This is a genomic window from Helicobacter pylori SA213A, from assembly GCF_000476275.1.
Classification (GTDB): Bacteria; Campylobacterota; Campylobacteria; order Campylobacterales; family Helicobacteraceae; genus Helicobacter; species Helicobacter pylori_CL.
On record NZ_CBOM010000003.1, the window covers coordinates 16770 to 40981 of the forward strand.

At 37.6% G+C, this 24212-nt stretch carries 22 protein-coding genes and 1 other RNA gene; 10 read left to right on the forward strand and 13 right to left on the reverse strand.

Annotated features, from left to right (window positions below; all coding sequences use genetic code 11):
- Positions 1–59: 59 nt before the first annotated feature.
- The 3 genes from QT74_RS01805 to QT74_RS01815 all read right to left on the reverse strand — a co-directional run bounded on the left by QT74_RS01805 (position 60) and on the right by QT74_RS01815 (position 2980).
- Positions 60–677, reverse strand: coding sequence for a hypothetical protein (locus tag QT74_RS01805; RefSeq protein ID WP_033764196.1), 618 nt, complete (start codon positions 675–677; stop codon positions 60–62).
- On the reverse strand, positions 674–1330 hold the full coding sequence (locus QT74_RS01810; RefSeq protein WP_033764198.1) for a 3-methyladenine DNA glycosylase: 657 nt from the start codon (positions 1328–1330) through the stop codon (positions 674–676). Before QT74_RS01810 ends, QT74_RS01805 begins: the two co-directional genes overlap by 4 nt.
- Before the next feature lie 117 nt (positions 1331–1447).
- Entirely contained in the window at positions 1448–2980 is a 1533-nt protein-coding gene (locus QT74_RS01815) for a flagellin A (RefSeq protein ID WP_000885496.1), read from the reverse strand.
- Between the two features lie 163 nt (positions 2981–3143).
- Between QT74_RS01815 and QT74_RS01820 the strand changes: the two genes are divergently transcribed.
- The 4 genes from QT74_RS01820 (at position 3144) to pbp1a (ending at position 9422) form a co-directional block, all read left to right on the forward strand.
- Complete coding sequence (locus tag QT74_RS01820; protein ID WP_033764200.1) at positions 3144–4925, forward strand: ATP-binding cassette domain-containing protein; 1782 nt, start codon at positions 3144–3146, stop codon at positions 4923–4925.
- A gap of 71 nt (positions 4926–4996) precedes the next feature.
- On the forward strand, positions 4997–6298 hold the full coding sequence (gene tlpD / locus QT74_RS01825; RefSeq protein WP_033764202.1) for a chemotaxis chemoreceptor TlpD: 1302 nt from the start codon (positions 4997–4999) through the stop codon (positions 6296–6298).
- A gap of 22 nt (positions 6299–6320) precedes the next feature.
- Positions 6321–7442: an aminotransferase class I/II-fold pyridoxal phosphate-dependent enzyme gene (locus QT74_RS01830; protein ID WP_033764204.1), complete on the forward strand. Its 1122-nt coding sequence runs from the start codon at positions 6321–6323 to the stop codon at positions 7440–7442.
- Positions 7443–9422, forward strand: coding sequence for a penicillin-binding protein 1A (gene pbp1a, locus QT74_RS01835; RefSeq protein WP_033764206.1), 1980 nt, complete (start codon positions 7443–7445; stop codon positions 9420–9422).
- 2 nt (positions 9423–9424) lie between these two features.
- On the opposite strand, the gene QT74_RS01840 is transcribed toward pbp1a, so the two are convergent.
- The 10 genes from QT74_RS01840 to mltG all read right to left on the reverse strand — a co-directional run bounded on the left by QT74_RS01840 (position 9425) and on the right by mltG (position 18196).
- Entirely contained in the window at positions 9425–10003 is a 579-nt protein-coding gene (locus QT74_RS01840; protein ID WP_033764208.1) for a tumor necrosis factor alpha-inducing protein, read from the reverse strand.
- A 123-nt stretch (positions 10004–10126) separates the two neighbouring features.
- Positions 10127–10443, reverse strand: an RNA gene (gene rnpB, locus QT74_RS07990) — RNase P RNA component class A.
- 35 nt (positions 10444–10478) lie between these two features.
- The gene (locus QT74_RS01850; protein WP_033764210.1) at positions 10479–11951 is read right to left on the reverse strand and encodes a disulfide bond formation protein B; all 1473 of its coding nucleotides are present in this window, start codon (positions 11949–11951) and stop codon (positions 10479–10481) included.
- A gap of 9 nt (positions 11952–11960) precedes the next feature.
- Complete coding sequence (locus QT74_RS01855; RefSeq protein ID WP_033764212.1) at positions 11961–12125, reverse strand: hypothetical protein; 165 nt, start codon at positions 12123–12125, stop codon at positions 11961–11963.
- 158 nt (positions 12126–12283) lie between these two features.
- Positions 12284–14071: an HAD-IA family hydrolase gene (locus tag QT74_RS01860; RefSeq protein WP_033764215.1), complete on the reverse strand. Its 1788-nt coding sequence runs from the start codon at positions 14069–14071 to the stop codon at positions 12284–12286.
- A 106-nt stretch (positions 14072–14177) separates the two neighbouring features.
- Complete coding sequence (locus tag QT74_RS01865; protein WP_000388055.1) at positions 14178–14732, reverse strand: 2-oxoacid:acceptor oxidoreductase family protein; 555 nt, start codon at positions 14730–14732, stop codon at positions 14178–14180.
- Positions 14732–15553, reverse strand: coding sequence for a 2-oxoglutarate ferredoxin oxidoreductase subunit beta (locus QT74_RS01870; protein WP_000885304.1), 822 nt, complete (start codon positions 15551–15553; stop codon positions 14732–14734). Before QT74_RS01870 ends, QT74_RS01865 begins: the two co-directional genes overlap by 1 nt.
- 1 nt (position 15554) lies before the next feature.
- Entirely contained in the window at positions 15555–16682 is a 1128-nt protein-coding gene (locus QT74_RS01875; protein ID WP_001206886.1) for a 2-oxoglutarate synthase subunit alpha, read from the reverse strand.
- Positions 16682–17023 carry a 4Fe-4S dicluster domain-containing protein gene (locus QT74_RS01880; RefSeq protein WP_001096906.1) on the reverse strand — a complete coding sequence of 114 codons (342 nt, stop codon included), beginning with the start codon at positions 17021–17023 and terminating at the stop codon, positions 16682–16684. The genes QT74_RS01875 and QT74_RS01880 overlap by 1 nt, the downstream gene beginning before the upstream one ends.
- A gap of 183 nt (positions 17024–17206) precedes the next feature.
- Positions 17207–18196 carry an endolytic transglycosylase MltG gene (gene mltG, locus QT74_RS01885; protein ID WP_033764218.1) on the reverse strand — a complete coding sequence of 330 codons (990 nt, stop codon included), beginning with the start codon at positions 18194–18196 and terminating at the stop codon, positions 17207–17209.
- On the opposite strand from mltG, the gene QT74_RS01890 reads away from it, so the two are divergent.
- The 6 genes from QT74_RS01890 to QT74_RS01915 all read left to right on the forward strand — a co-directional run bounded on the left by QT74_RS01890 (position 18114) and on the right by QT74_RS01915 (position 24209).
- Positions 18114–21047, forward strand: a complete 2934-nt coding sequence (locus tag QT74_RS01890; protein WP_033764221.1) for a DUF3971 domain-containing protein — start codon at positions 18114–18116, stop codon at positions 21045–21047. The two genes, mltG and QT74_RS01890, sit on opposite strands and share 83 nt — an antisense overlap.
- 1 nt (position 21048) lies before the next feature.
- Positions 21049–21279: a FeoA family protein gene (locus tag QT74_RS01895; protein ID WP_000174130.1), complete on the forward strand. Its 231-nt coding sequence runs from the start codon at positions 21049–21051 to the stop codon at positions 21277–21279.
- A 2-nt stretch (positions 21280–21281) separates the two neighbouring features.
- The gene (nth, locus tag QT74_RS01900) at positions 21282–21932 is read left to right on the forward strand and encodes an endonuclease III (protein WP_033764315.1); all 651 of its coding nucleotides are present in this window, start codon (positions 21282–21284) and stop codon (positions 21930–21932) included.
- 81 nt (positions 21933–22013) lie between these two features.
- A complete protein-coding gene (gene fliN / locus QT74_RS01905) occupies positions 22014–22385 on the forward strand; it encodes a flagellar motor switch protein FliN (protein ID WP_001115284.1) in 372 nt (123 codons plus the stop codon).
- Positions 22382–23263: a hypothetical protein gene (locus QT74_RS01910; protein WP_033764224.1), complete on the forward strand. Its 882-nt coding sequence runs from the start codon at positions 22382–22384 to the stop codon at positions 23261–23263. The genes fliN and QT74_RS01910 overlap by 4 nt, the downstream gene beginning before the upstream one ends.
- The gene (locus tag QT74_RS01915) at positions 23247–24209 is read left to right on the forward strand and encodes an energy transducer TonB (protein WP_033764225.1); all 963 of its coding nucleotides are present in this window, start codon (positions 23247–23249) and stop codon (positions 24207–24209) included. The genes QT74_RS01910 and QT74_RS01915 overlap by 17 nt, the downstream gene beginning before the upstream one ends.
- Positions 24210–24212: the final 3 nt, after the last annotated feature.

Sequence of the window (24212 nt, forward strand, 5' to 3'; positions counted from 1 at the left end):
CTTAAAGTTTGTCTAATTGTTGTTTTTATACTCTATAGTTAGTTTCTAAAATGAGTATTTTACCCTAAAAATCTAGTAAAATCATAAAAGGTGAAAGTGATACCGATAGAATAGATATTCAATCGTGGCGTGCCAAAGGCTTTAGAAAATTTGCTTTGGATAAAATAAAAAGGAATGCCTCCCCTTGCTTCCACGCTCAAGCCAAAATTTTTAGCCGCATTGAAAAACAAGCCCACACTCCCTACCGCTGATTGGATATTGAATTGATATTTATCAATCTTAGTCCCTAAAATTTGGAGCTGATAACCTAAGGCGATTTTAGGGATAACCCACCCCCTAAAAAGCCTAACCCCAGCCACTAATCCAGCACTCATGAAATACGAACCGCCCATTCCTGCATCCAAATACCCCCCTAACAAAGCGTTCTTTTTTAAAAGATACCCTGCATCAAAACCCAAAGAAGCGTCATGATAAATTTTATCCATTAAAAGGGAAGGGCGGTTTTTCAGGCGGATGGGGGCTCTTTTAATCGTGTTTGCATGCTGGTAAAGATAGCCGATTTTAAAAGATCCAAAATAGTTTTTGGTAGGCTCTAGGGGTTTAAAAAAATTGAAATCCTTTTTGGCTAACAAAACCCCTAAAAAAAGGCTGAAGGCGTAAAAAAATCTAAAAATCAAAGCTTTAACTCCAATTTTTGCTTAGAAAATTCCACGATTTTTCCATGGAATCTCGCATAAAGTTGCGCTAAAGAAATGCTGTTTTCATAAAGCGCTAAAGCGGGATTTAAATTCTCTTGAACGCCTTTTTCAAAAAAATGTTGCAATTCGTCATAATCTTCTATTTCTATGCCTAATTTTTTTAAAAAAAGATAGCTGTATTTATCCACCACCATCACTTCTTTAGCGCACGCATAACATAAAATCGCATCCGCGCTTTCTTTGCCAATGCCTTTTTGATCTAAAAGCCATTCTCTGGTAACTTCTTTTTTAAAATTTTCAAAACTTCCAAAGTCTTTTAAAATATTCCCGCTCAAAATAATCATGCGTTTGGCTTTTTGGTTATAAAACCCGCTAGGACGGACACACTCCGCAAGCTTTGAAAACTCTATAGAAGCGATCTTTTTAAGATTGATTTCATCATCGCTCTCTAAAATGAAAGCGTTTTTTAGATTTTCTAAAGATTTCAAAACGGCTTCAAATTTAGTGTTTTGCGTTAAAACCACCCCTAGTAGAGCTTCAAATTTCAAAGCGTTAGGCCACCACCAAGCAGGGGCGTTTTTCAATAAATCCAAGCTCTTTAAAGCCTTTAAAATCTCAAAACTATCCAACACAATAACCGCCTGTAATAAAAAGGAATAAAAAAGAGTATTTTATTAAAAAAGAAGGAAAAATTAAAGCGAAAAGCCAACGCTTAAAGCGTTAGCCCCATACAAACACCTTTCTTAAAACTAAGTTAAAAGCCTTAAGATATTTTGTTGGACGGTGTTAGCTTGACTCATCGCATAACTGCCTGATTGCGCCAAAATATTGTTTTTATTGAAATTCGCGCTCTCTTCAGCAAAATCCACATCCCTGATTTGAGACTCAGCCGCTTTAACATTCACTTGAGTGATGCTGATGTTATTCACGGTGCTAATCATTTGATTTTGCACAGAACCTAAATCAGAGCGGACTTTATCCAACATTTTCATCGCCGATTCGGCAATATCAATCACCACCATCGCACCTCTTAAGGTTGTAACCCCAGATCCCAAGCTTTGGTTACCGCTAGCGATGACAGCGTTATAGTTCGCGCCACTGGCTGATTTGACATTAGCGTTAAAATTCCCGGTAACATCGCGCAAATTCACCGTGGTTTCTGCCACTTGAGATTCCCCAAAACCAATCGCTGTGAATCCTAAATGCTGCGAGTCAGAAGCTGAAACCACATTGATGCTCTTAGCGTCTAATCGTGTGAGAGAAAGCCTTCCGTAGTTAGTAGAGCCTTTTGTTAAATCCTGACCGCCATTAACCATCGTTAAAGCGCTAGGCCCATTACTGACGCTATCGGTTTTGATTTCAATCCCACGACCATCTATACTGCGCAAATTCAAGCGCCCTTTTTGATCCGTATAAGCTTCCACACCGGTTTCTGAAGTAACCGCATTGATCGCTGCAACCAATCGTCCGTCTGAGTCATTTTTCTTAATATCTGCGATATTGCCCAAATGGATTCCGTTTAAGGTTAAATTACTCAAACTTCCTGACTGGACCGCCACATCGCTTGTGGTGATAACGCTCGCATAAGCTTTAACCCCTGTTCGGTTAGAGTTTTTGTTGATCACTTCTGCTAACACGCCAATCCCTGTGCCTGCTGAACTAGAGACTTTCACGCTCTCTAAAGTTACATCATTCACGCCATCCACTTGTTTAAAAGTCAAGCTAATATCCCCAGAAGCGGTGATTAACGCGCCTGTAGCGATACGAACCTGACCGATTTTATCTGAAGTGGTAGAGCCGATAGAAGCCTTAATGCTTTGGTTAGAATAAGCCCCTACTTGGAATTCTTTGTTAGTGAATTGACCAGACAATAACGCTTGCCCGTTATAAGTAGTCGTATTACCAATATTGTCTAAACCTTGAATCAAACGAACGATGTCAGATTGAATCGCTTTACGAGATTCTGTAGTTTGCCCGTCTTGAGCCGCTTGAGTCGCTTTAACCTTAACGGTGTCTAAGATTTTCAACTGCTCATCCATAGCCTTATCCGCAACCTGGATAATCCCCATGCCGTCATTCGTGTTGGCAATCGCTTGACCCAAACTGCTCGCTTGTGAACGCAAAGAATCCGCCACCGTCATGCCTGATGCGTCATCAGCCGCTTTATTAATCCTTAAACCTGAACTCAATCTCTCCAATGAAGTTTTAAGCGCATTTTGAGTGAGTGCGGATTGCACATGCGCATTCATCGCATTGATATTTGTATTGACCTGAAAAGCCATTGTTGTAACTCCTTGTTATAAAAAACCCAAAGGCATCCTTGCTTTTGGTTGAAACTACTATCGGTTAAAGTTTGAAATTTTAAAGGGCTTTATTTTAAAAGCAAAATTTAAAGGAGCATGAAAATGGGCTATAATAAAGAAAATTGATACCAAATCTTATTGAATGCAAACACCAATGGATACCATAAAAAACATTCCATTAAGGACTTTTGTTTTACTCTACAAAAGCTCACCAAAACGTGTTGTGTTGGCGTCAATTATAGTGTTGTTTGTCGGCATTATTCCATCTCTGAATATTCTTGTTATGATAAGATTGATTGATATTGTAGTGAATCTATTGCAAAATCATACGCATTTTGAATACAGCTTGCTGTTACCAACTTTGCTACTATGGGGAGCCTTGCTGTTTTTGACGCATGTGTTCTCAGGAATTTCATCAAGCTTACAAACCATTATTGCCAAACAATTTTCTATAAACATCATCACTCAGCTCGCTAATAAACTCACACAAGTTAAAAATCTAAATTTTTTTGAAAACAAAGATCACACTATCAAGCTTAACACTATCCATAACGGACTTTACATCCGCCCCCTAAATTATGTCAGTAATCTATTTTTTAACTTGCAACGCATTATAGGGCTTATTAGTTTATTTGGTATATTATTTTCTATTAGTATTTATCTACCCTTTATAATGATTTTTGCAACAGTTCCTTGCATGTTTATCACTAATCATATAGCAAAAAAACATAGCGCTTCCATAGATAAACTTCAAGACAAAAAAGAGAGCATGCAAAATTACCTATACTCTGGACTAGATAACCAAAAGAACAAGGACAACCTATTATTTAACTTCATGCTAAATTTTCATCATAAATTTATTGAAAACAAAGAATTATATATCAATCATTTTGTGAAAATCGCCCAAAAAAACTTAATGCTTACCATATATGCTGATATTTTAACAACCATTCTAAGTGTCGCACTATTTTTCCTAATGGTTTTTATTATCCTTTCAAAATCCATTGGTGTGGGAGCAATTGCTGGATATATCCAAGCATTTAGCTCTACTGAGCAACAACTACAAGATTTGTCGTTTTATGGAAAGTGGTTTTTTACTATCAATAAATACTTTGAAAATTATTTCTGTATTTTAGATTACAAAATGCCAAAACCAGAAACACAAATCAAATTAGAAGAAAAAATCCATAGTATTACATTTGAAAACATTAGTTTTTCTTATTCTAATTCAAAACCTATTTTTGAAAATTTTAATCTTTCTTTAAGCACTAACAAAATTTATGCATTAGTCGGTAGGAATGCTAGCGGAAAAAGCACGCTGATTAATTTATTGTTAGGTTTTTATACCCCAAATTCAGGTCAAATTATCATTAATAACAAATACCCACTACAAGACTTGGAACTAAATAGTTACCATCAACAAATGAGCGCTATATTCCAAGATTTTTCTCTTTATGCTGGGTATAGCATTGATGATAATCTTTTCATGCAAAACAACCCCACAAGAGAGCAATTAAAGCAAAAGAGAGAAATGCTAAAATCTTTTGATGAAAATTTTCAAAATTGTCTTAATGATTATAGCAACGCATTATTTGGAACACAGTATAATGGGATAGATTTTTCTCTGGGTCAAAAGCAACGCATAGCTACCATAAGAGCCTTTTTAAAACCAAGTAATTGCATTGTTTTAGATGAACCAAGCAGTGCCATCGATCCCATTATGGAAAAAGAGTTTTTAGATTTTATTTTTAAAAAATCGCAATCTAAGATGGCTTTAATTATTACACACCGCATGAATAGTGTCAAGCAAGCTGATGAAATTATCGTTTTAGATCAAGGCAAACTAATAGAACAGGGCAACTTTGAAACCCTTATGAAAAAACAAGGATTATTTTACGAATTGTTTTTGAAACAACAATACTAGCGAGCGCTTAAAATGTTTGGTAATTTTGGGTATAATCTCAAAAGATTCAAATTTAAATAAGGAATGCCACCATGTTTGGGAATAAGCAGTTACAGCTTCAAATCAGTCAAAAAGATTCTGAAATTACGGAGTTAAAAAAGGAAGTCAATCTCTATCAAAGCCTTTTAAATTTGTGCTTGCATGAGGGTTTTGTAGGTATTAAAAATAATAAAGTCGTTTTTAAGAGTGGGAATCTTGCAGGCTTAAACAATTTAGAAGAACAAAGCGTTCATTTTAAAGAAAATGCAGAGAGCGTTGATTTGCAAGGGGTTTCTTATTCTTTAAAGAGCCAAAGTATTGATGGCGTGCAGTATTATTCATTGGCTAAAAAAACAGGTTGTGTGGGGGAATACCATAAAAGCGATTTGTTTAAGACTTTTTGCTCGAGCTTAAAAGAGGGATTAGAGAACGCGCAAGAAAGCATGCAATACTTCCATCAAGAAACGGGCTTGCTCTTAAATGCGGCTAAAAATGGCGAAGCGCATTCTACTGAAGGGTTAGGGACTGTTAATAAAACAAGCCAAGACATTGAATCGCTTTATGACAAGATGCAAAACGCCACTTCGCTAGCGGACTCCCTAAACCAACGGAGCAATGAAATCACTCAAGTCATTTCTTTGATTGATGATATTGCAGAGCAAACCAATCTCTTAGCCCTAAACGCCGCTATTGAAGCTGCAAGAGCGGGCGAGCATGGCAGAGGGTTTGCGGTGGTGGCTGATGAGGTGAGAAAACTCGCTGAAAAAACCCAAAAAGCCACTAAAGAAATCGCTGTTGTCGTTAAAAGCATGCAACAAGAAGCGAACGATATTCAAACCAATACCCACGATATTAACTCCATTGTAGGCTCTATTAAGGGCGATGTAGAAGAGCTTAAATCCACCGTAAAAAACAACATGATTGTCGCGCAAGCCGCAAAATACACGATTTATAATATCAATAACCGAGTGTTTTGTGGTTTGGCTAAACTCGATCATGTGGTCTTTAAAAACAATCTTTATGGCATGGTTTTTGGCCTCAACTCCTTTGATATTACCAGCCATAAGAATTGCCGCTTAGGCAAATGGTATTATGAGGGTGCAGGCAAAGAGAATTTTTCCAACACTTCAGGCTATAGAGCTTTAGAAAGCCACCATGCGAGCGTGCATGCTGAAGCTAATGATTTGGTTAAAGCCGTTCAAGAAGACCACATTACCGATTCAAAATACCTAGAACATAAAGTGCATTTAATGGAAGATAGCGCTAAACATGTCAAAGAAAATATTGATAAGATGTTTTACGAAAAACAAGATGAACTCAATAAGATCATTGAAAAAATTCAAAAAGGCGAATGATTCCATTCAATGAAGTGTTTTGATGTTTTCTAAATCTTTAGAAGCCCTACACCATGCCAAACGCTACCGCAAAAGAGAGCTGTTTGACCCTTTATTAAAGGATTACGCTTCTAATGATTATTTGGGTTTGAGCGTTAAAAAAGACTTGCTTCAAAACGCTTTTAATAAGCTCCAATCCTTTGTTTCTCATTCCCCCAAGGCTTCCATGCTAGTGAATGGCTACCACCCTTTGCATGCAGAATTAGAAGAGCGATTAGCGGATTTGTTAGAATTTGAAAGCGCTCTTTTAGTGGGGAGTGGTTTTTTGGGCAATCTGGCTTTAATAGACACCCTTTTAGTCAAAAACGCCCTCTTATTCATGGACGAACACTACCATGCAAGCGGGATTTTTAGCACCAAAATTAAATCTAACCAAGTGGTTTTTTTCTCGCACAATGACGCTAAGGATTTACAACAAAAACTCTTTAACGCTCCTAAAAATAAGCTCAAATTCATCGCCATTGAGGGGGTTTATTCTATGGATGCGAGCGTCGCTCCTTATGATTTTTATGCAATCATTCAAGAGATTCCTAATACTTTTTTAATCGTAGATGAAGCCCATAGTTTTGGGACTATCGGCGAGAATTTATTGGGTTTTTTAGAATATTATCGCATCAAAGAAAAAGACAAAATCATTAAGCTCAGCACTTTTTCTAAAGCGCTTGCGAGCTATGGGGCGTGTATTTTAGCCCCTTTACAAGTCATAGAGTTTTTAACCAATCGCGCTAAAAGCGTGATTTACACCACCGCTTTAAGCCTGTTAGACACCGCTTTAACTTTAGCCCATTTAGAATACTTTATCGTGCAAAAACAGGAATTAAAAAATGAGCTTAGCAAACACCAACAGATTATTTTTGAAACCTTAGGTATTAGAACGCTCGCAGGATTTTTTACTTTAGAGTTTGAAAACAATCCCGATCTTTTAAACGCTCATCATTTTTTGAAAGAAAAAGGGTTTTTAGTGGGAGCTATCCGCCCCCCCACGGTTTCTAAACCCCTTTTACGCGTCTCTTTGTCCCTCAAAAACAGCTTAGAAGACACTAAAGAGCTTGCGAACACCCTTTTAGATTATTCTAAAATACAATCTTCTTTTAAGAGTGGTTAAATGCTAAAAAAGATTTTTTATGGTTTTATCGTTTTATTTTTGATTATCATAGGGTTGTTGGCCGTTCTTGTCGCTCAAGTTTGGGTAACTACGGATAAGGATATTGCTAAGATTAAAGATTATCGCCCTAGTGTCGCTTCACAGATTTTAGACCGAAAGGGGCGTTTGATCGCTAATATTTATGATGAGGAATTTCGTTTTTATGCGCGTTTTGAAGAAATCCCCCCACGATTTATTGAAAGCCTTTTAGCGGTAGAAGACACCCTCTTTTTTGAGCATGGGGGGATCAATTTGGACGCTATCATGCGCGCTATGATTAAAAACGCTAAAAGCGGTCGTTACACTGAAGGGGGTAGCACCTTAACCCAACAACTCGTTAAAAACATGGTGCTCACACGAGAAAAAACATTAACCAGAAAGCTCAAAGAAGCTATCATCTCCATACGCATTGAAAAAGTCTTAAGCAAAGAAGAAATTTTAGAGCGTTATTTGAACCAAACTTTTTTTGGACATGGGTATTATGGCGTGAAAACCGCAAGTTTAGGGTATTTTAAAAAACCCCTTGACAAACTCACGCTTAAAGAAATCACCATGTTAGTCGCCTTGCCTAGAGCTCCGAGTTTTTATGACCCTACCAAAAATTTAGAATTTTCACTCTCTAGGGCTAATGATATTTTAAGGCGGTTGTATTCTTTAGGCTGGATTTCTTCTAACGAGCTCAAAGGCGCTCTCAATGAAGTGCCAATCGTCTATAACCAAACTTCCACGCAAAACATCGCCCCCTATGTCGTGGATGAAGTGTTGAAGCAATTGGATCAATTAGACGGGCTAAAAACTCAAGGCTATACCATAAAACTCACGATAGATTTGGATTACCAACGCTTGGCGTTAGAGTCTTTGCGTTTTGGGCATCAAAAAATCTTAGAAAAAATCGCTAAAGAAAAGCCAAAAACTAACGCCTCTGATGAAGATGAAGACAACTTAAACGCTAGCATGATAGTTACAGAAACGAGCACCGGTAAGATTTTAGCCTTAGTGGGGGGGATTGATTATAAAAAAAGCGCTTTCAATCGCGCCACGCAAGCCAAACGGCAATTTGGGAGCGCGATAAAGCCTTTTGTGTATCAAATCGCTTTTGATAATGGCTATTCCACGACTTCTAAAATCCCTGATACCGCACGAAATTTTGAAAATGGCAATTATAGTAAAAACAGCGAACAAAACCACGCATGGCACCCTAGCAATTATTCTCGCAAGTTTTTAGGGCTTGTAACCTTGCAAGAAGCCTTGAGCCATTCGTTAAATCTGGCTACGATTAATTTAAGCGATCAGCTTGGCTTTGAAAAAATTTATCAATCTTTAAGCGACATGGGGTTTAAAAACCTCCCTAAAGATTTGTCTATTGTGTTAGGGAGCTTTGCTATCTCACCGATTGATGCGGCTGAAAAGTATTCTCTATTTTCTAATTACGGCACCATGCTCAAACCCATGCTCATTGAAAGCATCACCAACCAACAAAACGAAGTCAAAACTTTCACGCCCATTGAAACCAAAAAGATCACTTCTAAAGAACAAGCCTTTTTAACCCTTTCAGCGCTGATGAATGCGGTAGAAAACGGCACAGGGAGTCTGGCTCGCATTAAAGGTTTAGAAATTGCCGGTAAAACCGGGACTTCTAACAACAATATTGACGCTTGGTTCATTGGTTTTACCCCCACCTTACAAAGCGTGATCTGGTTTGGGAGAGACGATAACACACCTATTGGCAAAGGAGCGACAGGAGGCGTTGTGAGCGCGCCTGTGTATTCGTATTTCATGCGTAATATTCTAAGCATTGAACCTTCTTTAAAAAGAAAGTTTGATGTCCCCAAAGGCTTGCGTAAAGAAATTGTGGATAAAATCCCCTACTATTCAACCCCTAATTCTATCACCCCCACCCTCAAAAGAACAGACGATAGCGAAGAACGCTTGTTGTTCTAATCCTACATGGCTATAGGGACTTTAATGTCTCCGTAATTGATAGAATCTTTAAAGATTTCTTCCACTTTAGCCACAAGGATACTCACCGCTTGATTGTCTAAGGCCATTTTATGCAACCCTTCACTCAAAGCGTCCTTATCAAAACCACGTGCGCGCACTAACGCAAACACTTCCTCATTGTTAGGATTGATATAAATCCCTAAACGATCCACATTCATCAAGCTGTCAAAAATGGGCTGTGTCATTTGGATAAACATTTCATTAGTGATCTTTTGCTTGATGCGGTTGGATTTAGAAAGGTAAGCCTCTTTGAGTTTATGCACAATATTTTGCGCCACTCTTATTGTCGCTCTTTTGGTAGCGATTTTTTCTATCTCTTCAGTTGTCTTACCGTCCACAATGTGCGAGCTATCCACCCCTTGCGTGAGATACTGGCTGCGATTTTGCAACATCCAATAAGGCACATCTTGCAAGAAAGAATTCCTTTGTGAAGTGTTTGGGCAAGTGCAAGCTTGCAACATCAAAACACCCAATCCGCATAAAAATAATTGCTTGCTTTTTAAAAAAGATTTTTCTAACACGCTATCCCCTTTGATTTTGATTTTACAGAGTGTAACACAAATCTTTAAGATTTTAAACAATAATTAGGTAAAAAATAAAAAAATAAAATGATTGAAACTTTATTTAAAAAAATCAACACGCAGTTGAGCATTAGAATAAGCCGGGTTCTGTCAATGGATGGCCATTTATCTAGGGAATATTTTGCAATATTCCTCAAGCGAAGCGTGTATCAATTTAGACTTACCATGCGCTTCTTGCTACAAATTGGGTTTGCCAAACAAGCTAAATTGCTTTAGCTTTGGTGGGCTCTTACCCCACCCTTTCACCCTTACCTTAAAAAGGCGGTTTGCTTTCTGTGGCACTTTCCCTTAGCTCGCGCTAGCCATCCGTTAGATGGAATTTTGTCTAATGTAGCCCGGACTTTCCTCTATTTATAAAAATAGCGACCATCTTCTAATGCGTCAGTATATTAGAAAAAAGTAGCTTTAAAAGAGTTTAAAAATCAAGGGTATAGAGGATATTTTTATTATCCTCATAGCTCACAAGGACAAGCTCATTGTTTCTAAACCCCCCAGCGCTGATATTTTTAATCTCTTTAGGCAAGCCATAAACTTCAAGGATCTCTTCTTTTGTAGGGTCTATGACTAAAAGCGTGTTAAATTCCTTACTGAATGCATAAAGTTTATTGTCTTTTAAAGCTAACGCGCTGATCATTAATTCGCCCAATTCCCTTTTTTCTTTAAGCTTGGCATGGCCTAATTCAAGAATAAACTCCGCATGCACTTGTTTATCGCTATTGAGCATGGAGATGATGATCAAATCCTTATAGCGTTTGTTAGGAGCGCTGATCAAATAAGTCAATTTAGCCCCTCTTCTTGCAGCGCTAATGTAATAATTTTTCGCCCTAGAAGTTTTTAAGCGGCTGCGCTCCACTTCATCAAAAGAGTTAGCCCCTTCTAAAAAATAAGGGTAATTTTTAAGCGCGTTAGCGTTTTTGTTAGGAGTGATTTCTACGCTCGTTTTATTATTGCCCATGATCACAATGTTTTCATCTTCATTGAAATCCGCCCCCACAAACGACCCCACCGTCGCGCTATAATAGCTGTCCAACACCATGTGGCTATGAATGGTTTTTAAATCGTTACCCACAAGATAAAGGCCTTGGTTTTCTGTGATAAGGATCGCATTGTCTTCATTGAAATTCAAATCCGTGATTGCGCCATTCAATTTCAAAAAAAGCTCTTCTTTTTTTTCAATCTTTAGAGTTTTAGCGATTTTTAGAGGCGAATGGTTATAATCATTGTCTTTGGGTAAAGCGCTCAATTTCAAAGGCTCGCCCACATCTCTTCTGCCCAAAACGCTTCGTGGGAATTTCAAATGATCCCAATTCTCCATAGACCAGACAGCTTCTTTCAAATTCCAAGAAAAGCGCACCGGATCGCTTTGCCCTATATAAGGGAAAGGCCCGGTAGAAACAAACGCTTGTATTGCATTAGAACCCACCACAATAAAGAAAATAAAAAACGCGCTTTTTTGGAGCGCATTTAATAAACGATCTTTAAAAGGTTGGGTATTAGGGGCAAAAAAGAGTAAAAGCGCTAACAGCACCACCACGCTAAAAAAGACAAAAAGCGCCCAAAACTGCGTGTGCAAGCCCAAAATAGCGAGCGCAAAGCCTTGCCCCACATCTTCTAAAGCATGGCTACTGGTATGATAAAAGCTCTCATACAACCCGCTGCTAGCCATGAGTAATAACAAAGCGATATATTTAGGCTTAAACCCAAAACGCACCACCAAAAGCGCCACCGCCCCTATTAAAATCATGTTGATGCGTTGTGCCCAGCAAAAAATACAAGGGGAATCTTTCAAAACATAGCCAAAATAAAAATTCGCCAAACCCACAGGAAAGATCAAAATCCCTAAAATCGCTAAAGAAAAAAGGTTGTAAAATCTAGCTTCTTTATTCATGCATCCCCCCTATAAATTCATATTAGGCAAAACGCTAGAACTATGCGCTATAAAAATCACCAATTCCACCAACCACACCACAACCAAAATCCCAAACGCCCAATTCTCTTTTTCAGGTTTTTTTAACGCTATAAAAATAGCGGCTAGACTTAAAATCAGTCCTAAAAACTCCATGCCATTCCTTAAAATTTTCGTAGGATTATACTCAAAAACGCATTATTGAATAAATAAAAATTATCTAGTGAATAACTTTTGAGAGAATTATTAAACAAAAATGAGTTTTGCTATAAAATAAAATGCAAAATTATACAATTTGATTAGAATAGAGCCAATTACGATTTCTTTTTTAACTTTCCATAGATTTTTTTAATTAGAGATAATATTTTAAACAACCTCTCTTGCTTGTTTGTCCTAAAACTTCTTTTTAATATGCTATAACTTTGTGAAGGCCTTAAAATGCAAGACAATAAAGAAATATCACCATTGTAAAATAAAGGCAGAGCGTTTTTATGCGTTGCGTCTGGCAGAAAATAGATTTGTTTAAATCTCTCTTGATCTTGAATGCTAGGGTTGTCAATAAAGAAATTTACCCATTTTATCACATCATGAATGTCTAGAGAAATGTGACTTTCTTTAAAATACAAAGCATATTCAACAGCTCCCTCTACTATCTCCTTATAAACTTTAGAGCGGTGTTTTTCACAAGATGAAACATCTTTTTGATAGATTGGAACGCCATTTTCTACATTTAAAATAGGGTATTCAGGGCTTGTTAGTAAAAACTCCATAAAATCCCAATTATGAAAATAAATGGATTTAGGGTGTGAAAAAGGCAAGAAACTCACGCAATCATAATTTAAAATTCTGATGAGATCCACATAGCATCCAAAAACTTCTTTGTTTAAAGCTTTTTGCATTAATTCTTGCGAAGAATAGCCCATAGTGATCGTATCCACAATAGCAATATTGCCTTCTAAATTTTGTGAAAACAAGTATTTTCTATAATTATCCAAACATTTTAACGCTAAATGGCGGCAATGTTCAAAGTTGCTATATATATATATATATATATATGCCTGTTGGTTAGTGGTGATTTGCTTCTTTTTAACTTCTTCTTCGCCTTCTAAAATACGCAAAATTTCCAAACTCTCATTCTCTACGACTTCCAAAAATATCGCTTTTTTTAAAATTCTAGGGGCATAGACATAGGCAGTTTTATATGAATTTGGATATAAAATATTAAAAATTTTTTGCAACAAATAACCATCTCGTGCAACAAACATCAAAGTGTCAATATTTCTTTTATGAATCTCTTTATAGATAAACTGGCAATAAGCAACGGCTGCAATTCCTGCTTGCATCGCTCCCAAAAGAAACCAATAGTCAAATTTTTCATGTTTTTGAATATAATTTTTATAAAAAACACATAGAGAACCTAAAATAAAACTTTGTGCAACACTGGTTGGACTAAATGTTTTATATTTAGGAAAAACTTCTTCTAATTGCTTCAACACGCTTTTTCTAAATAGCGTCGCTATACCTAAACTTTTAGGCATGGCATCATCTGCCCAAGAATTATCACCAATATGCAACATTTGCGTGTGAGCAATATTTTCTTGTTTTAAAATATGTTTAAATAAATCTTTTGAATGTTTAGTAAGCATTATATGATTACTAAGATAGAAATTTGTATAACCACCAAAACCTTTAGAAATTAAAATGTCTTCAAGGACCTCTAAAGGCAAATACATATCTGATACAATAATCACTCTCTTATTGTTCTCTTTAGCGAAATGATAGAGTTCTAACATCTCTAAGTTTGGAATGAGCATCTCTTTTTCAGTGGCGATTTCTACTTCCTTATACGAAGAAAACTCTTTTGGAATTTGATGATAAATTTCATCTAGAGTAATATCTTGTTCTTTACTCACTTCTCTAGATTGCATTTCTGCTAAAATCCTTGCTTGACAAAAACCTTCAATATTATATTTGGTTTCAATATACAAGAACAAATCTGTGGGTTTAATGAAAGGTCTTAAAAGAAGGGTGTCAAAAATATCAAAAGAAATCACATCATATTTTAAAACCTCACTTTTTGCCCCATCCAAAAATTTGTGCATACAAGAATCCTCTATAAAATCCAAGCATTATATCATTTTTTTTTTTTTTCAAAAATACAAAAAAAGAAAGGTTATAACTAAAGAAGTGAGATAAGGAGTTACCCCCTTATTTTTTCAAAGCTTCTAAAGCGTGTTTTTTGCCAATTTCAAAGGCTTTTTTGTTTGTTTCAGCGACTTTTGCAGGGACTTTTTTAAGCATGGTGTCTAGCACGATATTTTCTTCTACGCATTTAGTAAGCTCCACGGTGATCGCTAACGCCACGACAGATTGCGTGATAATGTTACCCACTTCATCTTTAGCGATGCTAATAATGGGGATTTTATAGATCTGGTATTTTTCTTCGTCTTCTTTAGTGGGGGTTACTAGATTGGGATCAATGACAACGATACCGCCTTGTTTAATATCGCTTTTAAACTGGTTGTAGCTGATTTGAGCGACTGAAAGCATGAAATCAATCTCGCCCTCTTTAGCATAAGGGAAAATGATTTCATCTCTGTCTAGCAAAATATCCACCTTAGTGGGCCCTCCGCGCACTTGCGAAGTGTAGGTGGAAGTCTTAGTGCCATAGCCCCCACTCACAATCTTAGCCTCAGCTAAAATCTCTCCCGCTAACAGCACGCCTTGCCCTCCAACGCCCGTAAATCGTAATTGCGCTTCCATTATTGTTTTCCTTGTGCTTTTTCAATGATTTCTTGATACGCTTCGCAATATTCTTTCCTGTCCGTGTCATGCTTTAAAACGCCTGTAGGGAATTTATCCACCCTTTCTTCAGGGCTCATGGCTTCAAATTGGCGTTTGCTCACCAATCGGCTTTCCATCCATTTTAGCATTTGAGACGCTTCGCCCATTTTATTCTTACGCCCTAAATTGATATGGCAATTACTATGGACATCAAAGAAGCTAAAGCCCTTGTGCGAGAAACCTTCTTTAAGCACTTTTTCTAATTTTTGAGGGTCTAAAACGCTCTCTCTAGCCACAAAGCTCGCCCCTGCAGCGGTGGTTAAAGCGCATGGGTCAAATTGGTTATCAATATTCCCCCATTGAGCCGTAACCGTCCACATGCCATTAGGCGTGGTGGGCGAAGTTTGGGAGTTAGTCAAACCATAAATGAAATTATTCACTAAAATAAAATTCAAATCAATGTTTCTTCTGCATGCATGCATGGTGTGATTGCCTCCAATCGCAAAGCCATCGCCATCGCCAGAAACCACGATCACATGCTTACTAGGGTTAGCTAGTTTAATCCCTGTCGCATACGCTACAGCCCTACCATGCGTGGTGTGAACGGTATTGCAATTCACATACGAACTCATGCGCCCGCTGCAACCAATCCCGCTCACCAAGCACACATCATCCATTTTCCAACCTAAGGCGTCAATCGTGCGGATAATGGATTTTAAAATCACGCCATCGCCACAGCCCCAACACCACAAAGTGGGTATTTTATCCACACGCAAATATTCATCATAATTAAACGCCATTTTAAAGCTCCTTCAACTTTGCGATGATTTGTTTGGGCGAAATCGTGCGCCCATTGGCTTGACCAAAGAAATGCACCTTTCTTTGCATAACCCTTTCAATTTCTTCTAAATACTGCCCTTTATTCAATTCAATCACAAGGATTTTTTCGTATTTATCCCCTATTTCTTTCAAGCGTTTAGCCGGGCTTGGCCATAAGGTTTTAGGCCTGAAAAAGCCGACTTTTTGCTTGCTTTCTTTGTTGTAATCTTTCAAGGCTTCTTTAACCGCTAGAGAAACCGAACCATAAGCGATGATAACGATCTCAGCACCCTCTAAATCCATTTCCTCATTTTCATTGATAATGTCTTGCTTGGATTCAATCTTATGGAATAATCTGTCAATCAAATCCCCCCCGATTTTAGCGTCTTCAGTAGGAAAGCCAATAGGCCCATGGTGCAAGCCTGAAACATGGTAGCGATAGCCTTTAAAGAAAGGGTTTAAAACAGCCGGCTCATCTTGTGCGACCCCATAAGGTTTGTAGTCTTTTTTATCGCCCACAAATTCCTTACGATTAATGGTCATCTTTTGCACTTCTTCTAAATCTGGGATTTGCACCTTGCCATACATATGCCCCACGGTTTCATCCATGAGCAAGAATACAGGAGTCATGAGCATTTCAGCCAAATTGAACGCGCGAACGGTTTCGGTGTAAGCCTCTTCTAAACTAGCAGGAGCAAGCGCAACGGCTTTAAAATCCCCATGTATGGGGTGTCTTAAGAAATTCACATCGCCTTGAGCCACACGAGTGGGCATTCCGGTTGATGGGCCTGAACGCATCACATCAGCGATCACTAAAGGGATTTCCGCCATGAAAGAATAACCGATTTGCTCCACTTTCAATGAAATACCAGGCCCAGAGCTTGCTGTCATAGACTTCGTCCCGCTCATGCTCGCTCCTAAAGACACGCTAATCCCGCTGATTTCATCTTCCATTTGGATAAAATGGCCGCCGCATTTGGGTAAAGCCACGCTCATCGCATGCATAATATCCGAACTTGGCGTGATAGGATAGCCCCCAAAAAACCGACACCCCACTTCAATCGCCGCTTTAGCGACTAATTCATTCCCATCAGAAATAATCTCACGCATTACTTGCCTCTCCCTTCTAAAATAGTCTCTTCTAAGAGCATGTATTTATTGGCCTTAACCTTTTCGCTTCTTTCTTGGGCTTCTTTAGAAACTTTAGCGAATTTGAAATCCTTCCTGTCAGCCACATAAATCGCAAAATCCGGGCAGTGCAACTCGCATTGCACGCAACCGATACAACTCTCTGGGTAGGCTACTTTGGCCACTTTTCCAAGCACCCTTTCTTTTTCGATCCCCATGCCAAGAACCCCAGCAGGGCATACCGATACGCAAATATCACAACCCTTACACCTGTCTTCATTCACCCAAACGGCAACCCCATCTGGAGTGCTCATTTTAGCCATTCATTCTCCTTTGTGCTAAAAGCTGTTCTAAAGCCCTAGCAATCAAAATTTGCCTAAAATTGTAGCAAGCCTTTTTTAATAAATTCTAAAATGCTTTAATAGTAGGAACTTAAAATTGAAATGAGAAAATACTAAACACTTTTTACTCAATTTAAAAGAAAAAACGCCCCATTAACCTTAATCTTAAAAATGATTATTAGAAAGATTAATGTTTTTTAAATGCTCCTTATAAGTCGCGCTAAAAGCATGTTTTTTATCCGGCATTTTCACAAAATACAAGAAATCGGTTTTTTTAGGGAAAACCACGGCTTTGATTGCTTCTAGGCTCACGCTCCCTACAGGATTTTTAGGTAAGCCCTTAAATTTATAGGTATTGTAGGGGGTGTTATCGGTTTTAATGCGCTCTTTTGTTACTTTAGCGTGTGAAAATTCCTGATAATTCAAAGCCCCATCCATTTGTAAAGGCATGCCTTTTTTCAAGCGGTTAAAAATCACGCTCGCAATCAAGGGCATTTCTTCAACATTAGCGGCTTCTTTTTGCACAATAGAAGCGAGAATGATTTTTTCAAACCACTCTTCTTTATGGTAGTATCCAAGCCATTGTTTGCTTAAAGCTTCGTGTTTTTTCATGGATTGACCAATCAAAGTTTGCATGATTTTAAAAGCGTCCTCCCCTAAAGGCAAATGGTAAGTGTCCGGTAGTATCACCCCATCTTCTATCACAGAGCCGTTTAATCTTGGCGCGATGCTTTCATAAGCATCATTAAGTTCGCTTATTTCTAGTTGGTAAGTTTCGCTCAAAATTTGCGTGAAAAAATAGCGGGTTTCTCCAGGGATTAAAGTAACGCTTCTAAGAGCCACCTTCCCCTTAATCAAACGGGCTAAAAAATCCCCCTTTCTTAAAGCCCCATCGCCCATGTCAATATAACCTTTTTTAGGCATGCCCATTAGGCGTAAAAAAAGCCAATCCAAAGCGTTAATATCCACGCCCTGCTCTTTTAAAGAAAAAAACACTTTTTTGAGCGAACCTTGCGGGACAACCACCACTTTGTTAGGATAAATTGGTATACTTAGATAAAAAAGAATACTAATGAATAAAAGAAAGCATGTATCTAAGAAAGTATTTAATGTCATTATCTTGTTTGTGGTAGTATTTGCTATCTTAGTTGTCATTCACAAAACCCTTTCAAACGGCATTCATATACAAAATTTAAAAATTGGAAAGCTTAGCATTTCTGAATTATACTTAAAACTTAACAACAAGCTTTCTTTAGAAGTTGAACGCATTGATCTCTCTTCTTTCTTCCATCAAAAACCCACTAAAAAGCATTTAGAAGTTTCAGATCTGATTAAAAATATCCGTTATGGCATTTGGGCGGTGTCTTATTTTGAAAAACTTAAAGTCAAAGAAATCATTTTAGATGACAAAAATAAAGCCAATATCTTTTTTGATGGGAATAAATACGAGTTGGAATTCCCGGGAGTCAAAGGGGAATTTTCCCTAGAAGACGATAAAAATATCAAGCTTAAAATCATCAATCTGCTTTTTAAAGACATTAAAGTCCAAGTGGATGGCAACGCCCACTATTCACCTAAAGCTAGGAAAATGGCGTTCAATTTGATTGTCAAGCCTTTAATTGAACCCAGCGCTGCAATTTATTTGCAAGGGCTAACCGATTTAAAAACCATAGAATTAAAAATTAACACTTCTGTAATGAAAAGCCTAGCGTTTTTAAAGCCTCTTTTCCAACGCCAATCGCAAAAAAATTTAAAAACATGGATTTTTGACAAGATCCAATTTGCTAGCTTTAAGATTGATAACGCTTTAATCAAAGCCAATTTCACTCCTAGCGAATTTATCCCATCGCTTTTGGAAAATTCTGTAGTTAAAGCCACTTTGATTAAACCTTCAGTCGTTTTCAATGATGGCTTATCGCCCATTAAAATGGATAAAACCGAATTAGTTTTCAAAAACAAACAGCTTCTCATACAGCCCCAAAAAATCACTTATGAAACCATGGAATTAACCGGCTCTTACGCCACTTTTTCCAATTTGTTAGAAGCCCCCAAGTTGGAGATTTTTTTAAAAACGACCCCTAATTATTATGGCGATAGCATTAAGGATTTATTGAGCGCTTATAAAGTCGTTTTACCTTTGGATAAAATCAGCATGCCATCTAGCGCAGATTTGAAACTCACCTTACAATTCTTGAAAAACACCGCCCCTTTATTTAGCGTTCAAGGCAATGTTAATTTGCAAGAAGGCACTCTCTCGCTCTATAATATCCCCCTTTATACGCAAAACGCTAATATAAGCTTAGATATTACCCAAGAATACCAATACATTTACATAGAAACTACCCACACCCGCTATGAAAACATGCTGGATTTAGACGCTAAAATCGCTTTAGACTTGAATAAAAAAACCCTTTCTTTGGATTCTTTAGTCCATAAAATACGATTCAACACTAACAATAATATCAACATGCGTTCTTATGGCTTGAATAACGACCCAGATAACCCACAACCCGCTAAATTTTCTTTAGATTTAAAAAGCTTGCATTCTGTTATTCAAGAGGGCGAAAACTCAGAGGTGTTTAGAAGAAAAATCATAGACACCATTAAAGCCCAAAGTGAAGATAAATTCACTAAAGATGTTTTCTACGCTACAGGAGACACTCTTAAAAACCTTTCTTTGAATTTTGATTTTTCTAACCCCAACCACATGCAATGGAGCGTGCCACAACTTTTATTAGAGGGCGAATTTAAAGATAACGCCTATGTTTTTAGAATCAAAGATTTGAAAAAAATCAAGCCCTATTCCCCTATTATGGAGTATTTCGCCTTAGAAGATGGCTCTTTGGAAGTTTCTACAAGCGATTTTATTAATATTGATTTTTTCGCTAAAGATTTAAAAATCACTTTACCCATCTATCACAGCAACGGCAAGCAATTTAATTCCCTCTCTTTATTTGGCTCTATCAATAAAGATGAAATTTCTGTCTATACTCCAAGTAAAAGCATATCTATAAAAGTTAAAGGGGATCAAAAGGATATTACCCTTAATAACATTGACTTAAGCATTGATGATTTTTTAGATAGTAAAATGCCAGCTATTGTGGGATTATTCTCCAAAGAACGCAAAGAAAAGCCCAGCTCTAAAGAAGTCCAAGATGAAGATATTTTCATTAGCGCCAAACAACGCTACGAAAAAGCCCATAAAATTATCCCTATTTCTACACGCATCCATGCTAAAGATGTCGTGTTAATCTATAAAAAAATGCCTTTTCCTTTAGAAAATCTTGATATTGTCGCTCAAGATGACAGAGTGAAAATTGATGGCAATTATAAAAACGCCATGATCATGGCGGATTTAGTGCATGGGGCTTTGTATCTTAAGGCCCATAATTTTAGCGGGGATTATATCAACACCATTCTCCAAAAAGATTTCGTAGAAGGGGGCTTATTCACGCTTATTGGGGCTCTTGAAGATCAGGTTTTCAACGGCGAATTGAAATTCCAAAACACAAGCTTAAAGAATTTCGCTCTCATGCAAAACATGATCAATCTCATCAACACCATTCCCTCTCTCATTGTCTTTAAGAACCCTCATTTAGGGGTTAATGGCTATCAAATCAAAAAGGGGTCTGTTGTTTTTGGGATCACTAAAGAATATTTAGGGTTAGAAAAAATTGATCTTGTCGGCAAAACGCTTGATATTGCTGGCAATGGGATCATTGAATTAGACAAAAACAAATTGGATTTGAATTTAGAAGTTTCCACTATCAAGGCTTTGAGTAATGTCTTAAATAAAATCCCTATTGTGGGCTATCTTGTTTTAGGAAAAGGAGGTAAAATCACCACTAATGTGAATGTCAAAGGCACTCTGGATAAACCTAAAACTCAAGTAACTTTAGCATCAGATATTATCCAAGCGCCTTTTAAAATCTTGCGCCGTATTTTCACGCCCATTGACATCATCGTGGATGAAGTCAAAAAAAACATTGAATCAAAAAGGAAATAAAATGACGCTCAATGAAGCCATTAAAGACAAAGTTTATGAAATCGTAGAAATCGCTAACTGCGATGAAGCCCTTAAAAAACGCTTCCTCTCTTTTGGTATCCATGAAGGGGTTCAATGCATTCTTTTGCATTATTCCATGAAAAAAGCCACGCTTTCGGTTAAAATCAACCGCATTCAAGTGGCTTTAAGATCCCATGAAGCGCAATACCTTGTCATCAAAGAAAGCGTGTGAAAATGGGTTTAAAACACACTAAAACTTACCAAAAAGCCCAACAAATCAAAGAGCTGCTCTTAAAACATTACCCCAACCAAACCACCGAATTGCGCCATAAAAACCCCTATGAATTGCTAGTGGCTACCATTTTAAGTGCTCAATGCACGGACGCTAGAGTGAATCAAATAACGCCCAAGCTATTTGAAAAATACCCAAGCGTGAGTGATTTAGCGCTCGCTTCTTTAGAAGAGGTTAAAGAGATCATCAAATCCGTTTCGTATTTCAACAATAAAAGCAAGCATTTAATCAGTATGGCGCAAAAAGTGGTTAGGGATTTTAAGGGCGTTATCCCCTCTACGCAAAAAGAATTAATGAGCCTAGATGGCGTGGGGCAAAAAACCGCTAATGTGGTGCTTTCAGTGTGCTTTGATGCAAATTATATAGCCGTAGATACCCATGTGTTCCGTGCAACGCACCGCTTAGGTTTAAGCAACGCTAAAACGCCTATTAAAACCGAAGAAGAACTCAGCAATCTGTTTAAAGACAACCTATCCAAACTCCACCATGCCTTAATCTTGTTTGGCCGCTACACCTGCAAGGCTAAAAACCCCTTATGCGATGCGTGTTTTTTAAAAGAATTTTGCGTTTCTAAAGCTAGCTTTAAAGCATAGTGGCTTTATTTGTTATAAAATTTATAGTAAAATTAAGATTTTATAATCAAAGTCAAATCATTCTTGAAAGAGTAGAGTTTTATGCCAGAAACAGAAGCTAATAAGTTAAAAATAGCCGAAAAAGAAAAAGAGAAAGCGAATAAAGAAAGAGAACTAGAGCTTTCCACTTATTTAGAAGAACTCATCTGCGATTATAAAAACCTTTTAGACATGGAGATTGTTTTTAGCGCAGAACTTGGCTCTACACAAATCCCTTTATTACAAATCTTGCGTTTTGAAAAAGGCTCTGTGATTGATTTGCAAAAACCCGCCGGAGAAAGCGTGGATACTTTTGTGAATGGGCGGGTTATTGGTAAGGGTGAGGTGATGGTTTTTGAAAGGAATTTAGCCATTCGTTTGAATGAAATCCTTGATTCTAACGCCATTGTGTATTATCTCGCTAAAAATTCATGAAAGCGTTGTTTTTATTGTTGAGTGCTGTTTTAATGTTATTGGCTGAAGAAAAAATACCTTTAAATGATGACGCCCCCATTAAATTGGTTCATTGGCAAAATGCATTAAAAGAAGTCCAACCTGATTCAAACGCTCCAGCAACACCATCTATAAAAGCCGTGCAAACCACGCTCACTTTTGAAACGCCTTTTAACAAAACGCCTAAAATCATGGAAGTTGAAGGGCAAAAGGTGATCGTTTTAAAAAACGCTAAACTGGATTCTAAAAAAACCATGGATTTTAAAGAAGCCTCTTTGAATGCATTAGAAATGTTTTCCTACCAAAATGACATCTACCTCTTGTCTAAAAAAGCCACAACAGAATTAGAAATCCAAGCTTCAAACAGCAAGGATAAAAAACGGCTCCGCTTTCTCTTTTTGCCTAAAGGTTTTCATTTAGCCCCACCGCCTAGCTTGAAAGAAAAATCTCAGCATGCCAATCTCGCAAGCCAAGATGAAAAAGAGCGAGCCAAAAGCCTCTCAAACGCTCTAGAGTTAAAACCCCCACTGGATTTAAGCCATGCTTACAAGGGGTTAGCGGTTATTGCTGTCTTACTCTTAATATTGTATGTAATCAAAAAAAAAATTGTTCCTACACCAGGGTCTTTTTTAAAAAAAGATTTGAAGCTAGACATTAGCGTTTTGGGTCGTGTTGATGCGAACCATAAAATCATCTCAATAGAAACCAATAAGGAGCGTTACTTGGTCTTACTAAGCGACAAATACGGCCTGCTTTTAGACAAAATAAGCCCAAAAACATCTAAAGAAGAACTGATTAAAGAAGCTGAAAATAATATAAAGAATTCAAAATTAGGAAATTTATATGCCGGAAAATTCTAAACTACAATCTGTTAAGTTAGGGAAAAATTTTGACCCTGTGGATCATTCTAACAGGAATTTTTTCTTTTCTCTCATTCTGTCTGTATTATTACATTGGTTGATTTATTTTTTATTTGAACACAGAGAAGATTTTTTTCCTTCAAAACCCAAGCTCGTTAAATTAAATCCTGAAAATTTATTGGTTTTAAAAAGAGGCCATTCGCAAGATCCCAGTAAAAACACCCCGGGCGCTCCTAAACCCACGCTAGCTGGCCCCCAAAAACCCCCAACACCCCCCACCCCACCCACACCCCCAACTCCGCCAACCCCGCCAAAACCTATAGAAAAGCCAAAGCCTGAGCCTAAACCAAAGCCCAAACCAGAACCCAAAAAGCCCAACCACAAACATAAGGCACTCAAAAAAGTGGAAAAAGTGGAAGAGAAAAAAGTAGTAGAGGAGAAAAAAGAAGAGAAAAAAGTAGTGGAACAAAAAGTAGAGCAGAAAAAAATAGAAGAGAAAAAACCTGTTAAAAAAGAATTTGACCCTAACCAGCTTTCTTTCTTGCCTAAAGAAGTTGCACCACCCAGACAAGAAAACAATAAAGGCTTGGATAACCAAACCAGAAGGGATATTGATGAATTGTATGGCGAAGAATTTGGGGATTTAGGTACAGCCGAAAAAGATTTCATCAGGAATAATTTAAGGGATATTGGGCGCATCACGCAAAAGTATTTAGAATACCCTCAAGTAGCGGCTTATTTAGGGCAAGACGGGACGAATGCGGTGGAATTTTACTTGCACCCTAACGGCGATATTACCGATCTTAAAATCATCATTGGATCTGAATACAAAATGCTTGATGACAATACCTTAAAAACCATTCAGATCGCTTATAAGGATTACCCGCGCCCCAAAACCAAAACCCTCATTCGTATTAGAGTGCGCTATTACTTAGGAGGCAATTAAAAA